This is a genomic window from Fluoribacter dumoffii NY 23 (assembly GCF_000236165.1).
Taxonomy (GTDB): Bacteria; Pseudomonadota; Gammaproteobacteria; order Legionellales; family Legionellaceae; genus Legionella; species Legionella dumoffii.
Genome location: NZ_CM001373.1, coordinates 2,992,673 through 3,000,725, shown reverse-complemented (window position 1 = coordinate 3,000,725; position 8,053 = coordinate 2,992,673). Strand labels below are relative to the sequence as shown.

Sequence of the window (8,053 nt, the reverse complement as noted above, 5' to 3'; positions counted from 1 at the left end):
TCATCTGCATGCTCCTATTGCGATGGACGAAGGTTTACGTTTCGCAATTCGGGAAGGTGGCCGTACAGTTGGGGCCGGTGTTGTCGCTAAAATTATCGAGTAATTACAATGAGTAGCAATCAAAACATTAAAATAAGATTAAAATCCTTTGATCATCGGTTGATTGACTTATCAACTCGTGAAATTGTAGAGACAGCAAAACGTACTGGCGCACAAGTTCGTGGGCCAATACCCTTGCCCGTCCGTAAGGAAAAATTTACTGTATTGACTTCACCGCATGTTAATAAAGATGCTCGAGATCAATATGAATTACGTACTCACAAACGCCTGGTCGTTATTGTACATCCAACTGAAAAAACAGTTGATGCACTGATGAAGCTGGATCTGGCTGCTGGGGTTGACGTTCAGATAAGCCTTGATGACTAATATTAGGGTGAAGGATATTAAAGAGGTGTTAGAATGATGATCGGTTTATTAGGCCGTAAAATCGGTATGACGCGGGTCTTCATGGCAGACGGAGTTTCAGTTCCTGTTTCTGTTGTTGAAGTTCACCCTAATAGAGTTTCGCAAGTGAAAACTAAAGAAACTGATGGCTACTCTGCTGTTCAATTAACAGGCGGTGTTAAAAAAGCGAGCAAAGTTAATAAGGCTTTAACTGGCCACTTTGCTAAAGCTGAGATTGAAGCAGGCGATATGCTGGTTGAGTTTTTAGTGGACTCTGAAGATGCATTCAAAGCAGGACAAGTTATATCAGTAGCTGATGTATTTACTGCTGGTCAATTTGTTGATGTTGCTGGAACTACTAAAGGTAAAGGTTTTGCTGGTACAGTAAAACGATACAATTTTAGAACACAAGATGCGACTCATGGTAACTCCAGATCGCACCGTGTACCTGGTTCAATTGGACAAAACCAAACTCCAGGACGCGTGTTCAAAGGTAAGAAAATGGCTGGTCACATGGGTAATGTACGTTGTACTGTTCAAAGCCTTGAACTGGTGCGTGTAGATGCAGAAAGAAATTTACTTCTTATCAAAGGTGCTATACCTGGTGCTCCCGGCTCACGTGTTGAAATTAAGCCTGCAGTTAAAAAGCAAGTACGAGGTGAGTGATGGAAATTACTACTATAGATACAAATGCAAAATTAACACTGAATCAAGAAGTATTTGCATATGGTTATAATGAAGGCTTAATTCATCAAGCTGTAGTAACTTATATGAATAATGCGCGCAGCGGTAACAGTGCACAAAAAACACGTTCTGAAGTAAGTGGCGGTGGAAAAAAGCCTTGGAACCAAAAAGGTACCGGTCGTGCTCGTGCTGGAACCATACGAAGTCCACTATGGAGAAGCGGTGGTGTTACATTTGCTTCTAAAAAAAGAGATTATTCACAAAAGATTAATAAAAAAATGTACAAACGTGCATTACGTAGTATAATCTCCGAACTTTGCCGCACTGGTAACCTCGTAGTTGTTAGTGATTTCCAATGCGAAAGCAAAAAAACCAAAGACTTCGTTAATAAAATGAACCAATTGAACATTAAAAATGCTCTAATTGTAATGAGCGAAGTTGGTGAAAATGAATACTTTGGTTCAAGAAACTTAATTGATTATGACATCTGCGACGTTACAACTATAGATCCTGTTTCTTTACTCAAATTTGAGAAGGTTGTTGTTACAGAAGCTGCAATTAAAAAAATTGAGGAACAGTTACAATGAACGCTGAAAGATTGTTGATGGTTCTCCGTGAACCACATACTTCTGAAAAATCTACTGTCATAGCAGATAAGCTGAAACAGTTCACATTCAAAGTATTGAAAACTGCAACTAAAACTGAAATTAAAATGGCGGTTGAAAGTATATTTAACGTTAAAGTTAAAAATGTATCTGTTGTCAATGTGAAGGGAAAAACAAAACGTTTTAAACAAATGAGTGGAAAGCGTAGTGATTGGAAAAAAGCATTTGTAACTCTTCATGCTGATCAAGATATTGACTTTACAGCTACCGAATAAGGCAGATTAAGATGGCACTATTAAAATCTAAACCTACATCGCCAGGAAAACGGGGCGAATTACGCGTGGTGCACCACCATATTCATAAAGGAAAACCACATGCTGCTTTAGTTGAAAAACTGAAGAAGACCGGTGGACGAAATAACCAAGGTAGGATCACTGTAAGACATATCGGTGGTGGTCAACGTAATCAATATCGACTCATCGATTTTAAACGTAATAAAGACGGAATCGAGGCTCGTGTTGAACGTATCGAATACGATCCAAACCGTACTGCACTTATTGCACTGATTGTTTATAAAGATGGTGAAAGAAGATATATTATTGCACCAAATAACTTAAATGTTGGTGATACTGTGGTTAGTGGTGCTGACTCACCTATCAGTATAGGTAACTGTCTTCCACTAAAAAATATCCCTGTTGGAACCACAATTCATTGCGTTGAAATGAAACCAGGGAAAGGCGCTCAAGTCTTGAGAAGTGCTGGAGCAAGCGGCCAGATTGTTGCAAAAGAAGGTATTTATGCAACATTAAGACTGCGTTCTGGCGAAATGCGTAAAATTCATGTTCTTTGCAGAGCAGTAATTGGTGAAGTAAGCAATAGTGAGCATAGTTTACGTGCATTAGGTAAAGCAGGAGCAAAACGTTGGAGAGGTATTCGACCAACAGTACGCGGGGTAGCAATGAACCCAGTTGACCATCCACATGGTGGTGGTGAAGGTCGTACTTCTGGTGGACGTCATCCAGTGTCGCCATGGGGCGTACCTACTAAAGGTTACAAAACTAGAAGTAATAAGCGTACTGATGATTTTATTGTCAGAAGACGTAAAAAGAAATAATTATTGTGAGGATATCAAGTGGCTCGTTCTATTAGAAAAGGTCCTTTTGTTGACCATCATTTGATTGCTAAAGTGGAAGCTGCAATTGAATCAAAATCTAAAAAACCAATTAAAACCTGGTCAAGACGATCAACAATCGTTCCTGAAATGATTGACTTAACAATTGCTGTTCATAACGGCAAAGATCATATCCCTGTTTACATTACAGATAATATGGTCGGTCATAAATTAGGTGAGTTTGCCATGACTCGAACTTTTAAAGGTCATTCTGGTGACAGAAAGGCTAAAGGCAAATAAGAGGATATGATGGAAGTTACAGCAAAGTTGAAAGGTGCTCCCTTATCCGCTCAAAAGGGCAGATTGGTAGCAGATATGATACGAAATATGAATGTATCTGGTGCACTTGATGTCCTCAAGTTTACACCAAAAAAAGGTGCTCAATTAATGCTTAAATTATTAGAATCAGCTATTGCTAATGCTGAAAATAATAATGGAGCAGATATTGATGATTTAAAAGTAGGTATGGTCTGTGTTGATGAAGCTATGACTTTAAAACGCATTAGTCCCAGAGCTAAAGGGCGTGCAAATAGAATTTGTAAACGTACCTGCCATATCACGATTAAAGTGTCTGACGAGGAATAGCAATGGGACAAAAAGTTAACCCTATAGGCATACGCCTTGGTATTATTAAAGACTGGAATTCTAAATGGTTCGCTGGTAAAAAATATGCTGAATTTTTGATTCAGGATATCAAATTACGTACTGAACTTAAAAAGAAACTAATGGCAGCTGCTGTAAGTAAAATTCTTATCGAGCGTCCTGCCAATAATGCTGTGGTAACAATACAAACTGCAAGACCTGGTGTAATCATCGGTAAAAAAGGTGGCGGTATTGAAACACTGCGTAGTGAAATTTCTAACAAATTAGGTGTACCAGTTCACCTTAACATTGAAGAAATTAAAAAGCCTGAGCTGGATGCAACATTGGTTGCTGAAGGAATTGCGCAACAGTTAGAACAACGTGTCATGTTCCGACGAGCTATGAAGCGTGCTGTAACTGCTGCTCTTAAAGCAGGTGCTAAAGGAATTAAAATTTGTGTAAGTGGAAGACTTGGCGGTGCTGAAATTGCTCGCAGTGAATGGTATAGAGAAGGTCGTGTACCTTTGCATACTTTCCGAGCTGATATTGATTACGGTACAGCTGAATCTAAAACTACCTACGGTATTATTGGTGTTAAAGTCTGGATCTTCAAGGGCGAAATTCTCCCACAAAAGAAAAGATCATCTGACGTTGCCCAGTGAGTGAGGATTAAGAATCATGTTACAACCTAAACGTACAAAATACCGAAAACAGATGAAAGGCCGTAACAGAGGTTTAGCCTTACGCGGCAGCAACATCAGTTTTGGTGAATTTGGTTTGAAAGCTCTTGAGCGCGGTCGTTTAACAGCAAGACAAATCGAAGCAGCTCGTAGAGCGATGACACGTCATATCAAACGTGGTGGTAAAATTTGGATTAGAGTATTCCCAGATAAACCTATTACACAAAAACCCTTGGAAGTAAGACAGGGTAAAGGTAAGGGTAGCGTTGAATATTGGGTTGCTCAAATACAACCTGGTAAGGTTCTATTTGAAATGGAAGGTGTATCCAGAGAGCTTGCAATGGAAGCTTTTGATCTGGCTAAAGCAAAACTTCCTTTCAAAGTTATATTTGAAGAAAGGAAGGTGATGTAATGAAAAAGATTGATGAATTACGCGGTTTATCAGTAGAAGAACTGCAAAACGAATTGCTTTCATTGCGTAAAGAACAATTAAGTTTACGAATGAAAAAAGCAAGTGGCTCACTAGATAAAACACATCTCATCACCATGGTGCGTAAGTCAGTGGCAAGAGTTAAAACAATGTTGACTGAAAAGGCAGGTAAGTGACATGTCTAATAGTGAATCAAACGCCAGAACAATGGTTGGAAAAGTAGTTAGTGACAAAATGGATAAAACCATAGTTGTGATGATTGAACGTTCTGTTAAACATCCCAAGTATGGTAAAATTATGAAGCGTAGAACTAAATTACATGCGCATGATGAAAATCAAGTATGTAAAATTGGTAATATTGTAAAGATCCGTGAGTCAAGACCACTCTCTAAAACAAAAAGCTGGGTATTAGTCGAAGTAATTTCTTAATCAACCCTGTTGATTTACTTTTAAAACCCTAAAAGGCCTGATATAATCAGCAACCTTTTTCTGGTCGAAATCAGAGCTGGAGTAAAAAATGATCCAAATGCAGACAGTGCTCGAAGTGGCTGACAATAGCGGAGCACGTAAGGTTATGTGTATTAAAGTGCTTGGCGGGTCGCACCGTAGATATGCACGTGTAGGTGATGTAATCAAAGTTAGTATTAAAGATGCAATCCCTAGAAGTAAAGTTAAAAAAGGTGCTGTAATGAAAGCTGTCGTTGTACGTACAGCACAAGGTGTTCGTAGAGATGATGGATCTTTGATCCGTTTCGATGGCAATGCTGCAGTACTCTTAAATAACCAAAACGAGCCAATTGGTACTCGTATATTTGGCCCTGTTACTCGCGAGCTACGAGAGAGATTTATGAAAATAATATCTCTGGCTGCAGAAGTTTTGTGAGAAGGATTTAGATATGAAACGTATTCAAAAAGGCGATGATGTAATTATAATTGCCGGTAAAAGTAAAGGTCATAGAGGTAAAGTCCTGCGCGTAACTGATAATGGCGTTGTTGTTGAAGGTGGAAACATAATTAAGAAACACGTTAAACCCAATCCACAAAAGCCAGAAAACAAGGGTGGAATCGTTACCCTTGAAGCACCAGTACACGTTTCAAACGTTGCTCATTATAATCCCAATACCAAAAAAGCAGATAAAGTAGGATTTAAACTCATAGAGAGTAACGGTGTAAGTAAAAAAGTTAGATATTTCAAATCTGACAATGAAATAATTGACCGTGTTTAATTAGGTGATTCAAATGGCAAGACTTAATGAATTTTATAAAAAAGAAATCATCCCCATGATGATGAAACGGTTCAACTATTCCAGCGTTATGGAAGTTCCAAAGTTGCTTAAAATCACCTTAAATATGGGTGTTGGCGAAGCTGTTGGTGATAAAAAGGTAATGAACCATGCCGTTGAAGATATGACTTTGATTGCTGGGCAAAAACCTGTTGTTACTAAAGCAAGAAAATCTATTGCTGGTTTTAAAATTAGGGAAGGATGGCCTATAGGCTGTAAAGTAACACTAAGACGTCAACGTATGTATGAGTTTTTAGACCGATTGATTTCCGTAACTTTACCGCGTGTAAGAGATTTTCGTGGTTTAAATCCTAAATCTTTTGATGGAACTGGTAATTACAGTATGGGAATACATGAGCAAATCGTATTTCCAGAAATCGATTACGATAAAACTGATGGTATTAGAGGCTTAGACATTTGTATTACAACAACTGCTAAAACAAATGAAGAAGCTAAAGCTTTGTTAGAAGCCTTTAATCTTCCATTGAAAGATAGAGATAAAAAATAAGGGTGAAATTGTGGCTAAAAAATCAATGCTTATGAGAGAGTTAAAGCGTAACAAGCTGGTTAATAAATACAGCAAACGCAGAAACGAATTGAAACAATTGATTAAATCATCTGATGATTTTCAGGTAATTATGGATAGTCAATTAAAATTAGCTAAATTACCTGTTAATTCAAATCCTGTTCGTTTTAAAACACGATGTCAACAATGTGGTCGTCCACATGGTGTTTATCGTAAATTTGCTCTTTGCAGAATTTGCTTAAGACAACAACTAATGGTTGGTAATATACCAGGTGGAAGAAAATCTAGCTGGTAATTTTTTAATTGGAGAACGATTGTGAGTATGCATGATCCAGTTGCTGATATGCTGACCCGAATTAGAAATGGTCAACAAGCAAAACATCAGCAGATAACATTAACATCTTCTAAATTGAAAGAAGAGATTGCACGTGTTTTAAAGGAAGAAGGATACATTGAAGACTTCTTTGTAGAATCACTAGATAATAATCTTAAATTGATGACAATTAAGCTGAAATACTATCACGGCCGACCTGTTATCGAACTCATTAAGAGAATTAGCAGACCTGGATTGCGAGTATATAAATCTTATAGAGATTTGAGCTCTATTCCTGGTTTTGGTGTCGCTATATTGTCTACATCACAGGGTATAATGACCCATATATCTGCAAAGATGAAAGGCGTTGGTGGCGAAGTCATTTGTGAAGTGGCTTAATACTTGCGGGGAATAATATGTCTAGAGTAGCAAAAGCCCCAGTAGTTCAACCATCAAATGTTGAGATAACAATAGGTGATGGTGAAATTACTGTAAAAGGGCCTAAAGGAACACTAACCCAAAAAATTAACCGGTTAGTAAAGATAACTAAAAATAAAGATTCTAATCATGTTGAGTTTGCTCCAGCAGCGAATGATCCTAAAGCTTGGGCTCAAGCTGGAACAGCAAGAGCTTTAGTCAATAATATGGTTAAGGGTGTAACTGAAGGTTTTGTTGTTACCTTGGAATTGGTTGGTGTAGGTTATAGAGCACAATCTAAAGATAAATCAATCACCTTATCTTTAGGATATTCTCATCCTATTGAATACCAACTGCCGCAAGGAGTTGTGGTTGAAACACCAAGTAATACAGTGATATTACTTAAAGGCGTTGATAAACAAATTTTGGGTCAAGTAGCTTCTGAAATAAGAGCATTTAGACCACCAGAGCCTTATAAAGGTAAAGGGGTTAAACTTGCTGGTGAGTATATTGCTCGTAAAGAAGCGAAAAAGAAATAAGGTTTAAGTTATGAATAAACAAAACTCACGTAACCGACGCGGATTAAAAGCTAAAGCATTGATTCGTAAATCGGGAAGAGCAAGACTGGTTGTTTATAGAAGTGGTTTGCACATATATTCGCAAATCATCCAGGCTGATAAGCTTGGTGATAAAGTTTTGGTAGCATGTTCAACTAATGACAAAGAAATTAAAGCGAGCTTGACTGGAAAATGTAAAGTAGAGCAAGCTAACCTAGTTGGCAAATTGCTTGGTAAGCGTGCTAGTGAGCGTGGCATTACTCAAGTTGCATTTGATCGTGCTGGTTACAAATATCATGGCCGAGTGAAAGCCCTTGCTGAAGGTGCGCGCGAAGCTGGATTAGATTTTTAAGGAACGATT

At 38.1% G+C, this 8,053-nt stretch carries 19 protein-coding genes; all 19 read left to right on the top strand.

All coding sequences use genetic code 11. The annotated features are described in order from the left end of the window. Positions 1-103: EF-Tu C-terminal domain-related protein (locus tag KYQ_RS18940; RefSeq protein WP_196796947.1), on the top strand; the 103-nt coding region annotated here is incomplete at its 5' end. 5 nt (positions 104-108) lie between these two features. Beyond that, positions 109-426: a 30S ribosomal protein S10 gene (rpsJ, locus tag KYQ_RS13695; protein WP_010654833.1), complete on the top strand. Its 318-nt coding sequence runs from the start codon at positions 109-111 to the stop codon at positions 424-426. Positions 427-459: 33 nt separating this feature from the next. Next, entirely contained in the window at positions 460-1,110 is a 651-nt protein-coding gene (gene rplC, locus KYQ_RS13690) for a 50S ribosomal protein L3 (RefSeq protein ID WP_010654832.1), read from the top strand. Next, entirely contained in the window at positions 1,110-1,715 is a 606-nt protein-coding gene (rplD, locus tag KYQ_RS13685) for a 50S ribosomal protein L4 (protein ID WP_010654831.1), read from the top strand. Before rplC ends, rplD begins: the two co-directional genes overlap by 1 nt. Then, positions 1,712-2,008 carry a 50S ribosomal protein L23 gene (gene rplW / locus KYQ_RS13680; protein WP_010654830.1) on the top strand — a complete coding sequence of 99 codons (297 nt, stop codon included), beginning with the start codon at positions 1,712-1,714 and terminating at the stop codon, positions 2,006-2,008. The genes rplD and rplW overlap by 4 nt, the downstream gene beginning before the upstream one ends. Before the next feature lie 11 nt (positions 2,009-2,019). Then, a complete protein-coding gene (gene rplB / locus KYQ_RS13675; protein WP_010654829.1) occupies positions 2,020-2,847 on the top strand; it encodes a 50S ribosomal protein L2 in 828 nt (275 codons plus the stop codon). Positions 2,848-2,865: 18 nt separating this feature from the next. Continuing rightward, a complete protein-coding gene (gene rpsS / locus KYQ_RS13670; protein ID WP_010654828.1) occupies positions 2,866-3,144 on the top strand; it encodes a 30S ribosomal protein S19 in 279 nt (92 codons plus the stop codon). A 9-nt stretch (positions 3,145-3,153) separates the two neighbouring features. Next, complete coding sequence (gene rplV / locus KYQ_RS13665) at positions 3,154-3,489, top strand: 50S ribosomal protein L22 (RefSeq protein ID WP_010654827.1); 336 nt, start codon at positions 3,154-3,156, stop codon at positions 3,487-3,489. 2 nt (positions 3,490-3,491) lie between these two features. Further along, entirely contained in the window at positions 3,492-4,148 is a 657-nt protein-coding gene (rpsC, locus tag KYQ_RS13660; protein ID WP_010654826.1) for a 30S ribosomal protein S3, read from the top strand. A 16-nt stretch (positions 4,149-4,164) separates the two neighbouring features. Continuing rightward, positions 4,165-4,578, top strand: coding sequence for a 50S ribosomal protein L16 (gene rplP, locus KYQ_RS13655; RefSeq protein WP_003633085.1), 414 nt, complete (start codon positions 4,165-4,167; stop codon positions 4,576-4,578). Then, complete coding sequence (rpmC, locus tag KYQ_RS13650) at positions 4,578-4,772, top strand: 50S ribosomal protein L29 (protein ID WP_010654825.1); 195 nt, start codon at positions 4,578-4,580, stop codon at positions 4,770-4,772. Before rplP ends, rpmC begins: the two co-directional genes overlap by 1 nt. A gap of 1 nt (position 4,773) precedes the next feature. After that, positions 4,774-5,025 carry a 30S ribosomal protein S17 gene (rpsQ, locus tag KYQ_RS13645; RefSeq protein ID WP_010654824.1) on the top strand — a complete coding sequence of 84 codons (252 nt, stop codon included), beginning with the start codon at positions 4,774-4,776 and terminating at the stop codon, positions 5,023-5,025. An 88-nt stretch (positions 5,026-5,113) separates the two neighbouring features. Continuing rightward, complete coding sequence (rplN, locus tag KYQ_RS13640; protein ID WP_006872243.1) at positions 5,114-5,479, top strand: 50S ribosomal protein L14; 366 nt, start codon at positions 5,114-5,116, stop codon at positions 5,477-5,479. A 13-nt stretch (positions 5,480-5,492) separates the two neighbouring features. After that, on the top strand, positions 5,493-5,822 hold the full coding sequence (gene rplX / locus KYQ_RS13635; protein WP_010654823.1) for a 50S ribosomal protein L24: 330 nt from the start codon (positions 5,493-5,495) through the stop codon (positions 5,820-5,822). Positions 5,823-5,835: 13 nt separating this feature from the next. Beyond that, positions 5,836-6,387 carry a 50S ribosomal protein L5 gene (gene rplE, locus KYQ_RS13630; RefSeq protein WP_010654822.1) on the top strand — a complete coding sequence of 184 codons (552 nt, stop codon included), beginning with the start codon at positions 5,836-5,838 and terminating at the stop codon, positions 6,385-6,387. A gap of 10 nt (positions 6,388-6,397) precedes the next feature. Then, a complete protein-coding gene (gene rpsN / locus KYQ_RS13625) occupies positions 6,398-6,700 on the top strand; it encodes a 30S ribosomal protein S14 (RefSeq protein WP_010654821.1) in 303 nt (100 codons plus the stop codon). A gap of 27 nt (positions 6,701-6,727) precedes the next feature. Continuing rightward, positions 6,728-7,117, top strand: a complete 390-nt coding sequence (gene rpsH / locus KYQ_RS13620; protein WP_196795568.1) for a 30S ribosomal protein S8 — start codon at positions 6,728-6,730, stop codon at positions 7,115-7,117. A gap of 17 nt (positions 7,118-7,134) precedes the next feature. Beyond that, positions 7,135-7,674, top strand: coding sequence for a 50S ribosomal protein L6 (gene rplF, locus KYQ_RS13615; protein WP_010654819.1), 540 nt, complete (start codon positions 7,135-7,137; stop codon positions 7,672-7,674). 10 nt (positions 7,675-7,684) lie between these two features. Next, positions 7,685-8,044 carry a 50S ribosomal protein L18 gene (rplR, locus tag KYQ_RS13610; protein WP_010654818.1) on the top strand — a complete coding sequence of 120 codons (360 nt, stop codon included), beginning with the start codon at positions 7,685-7,687 and terminating at the stop codon, positions 8,042-8,044. Positions 8,045-8,053: the final 9 nt, after the last annotated feature.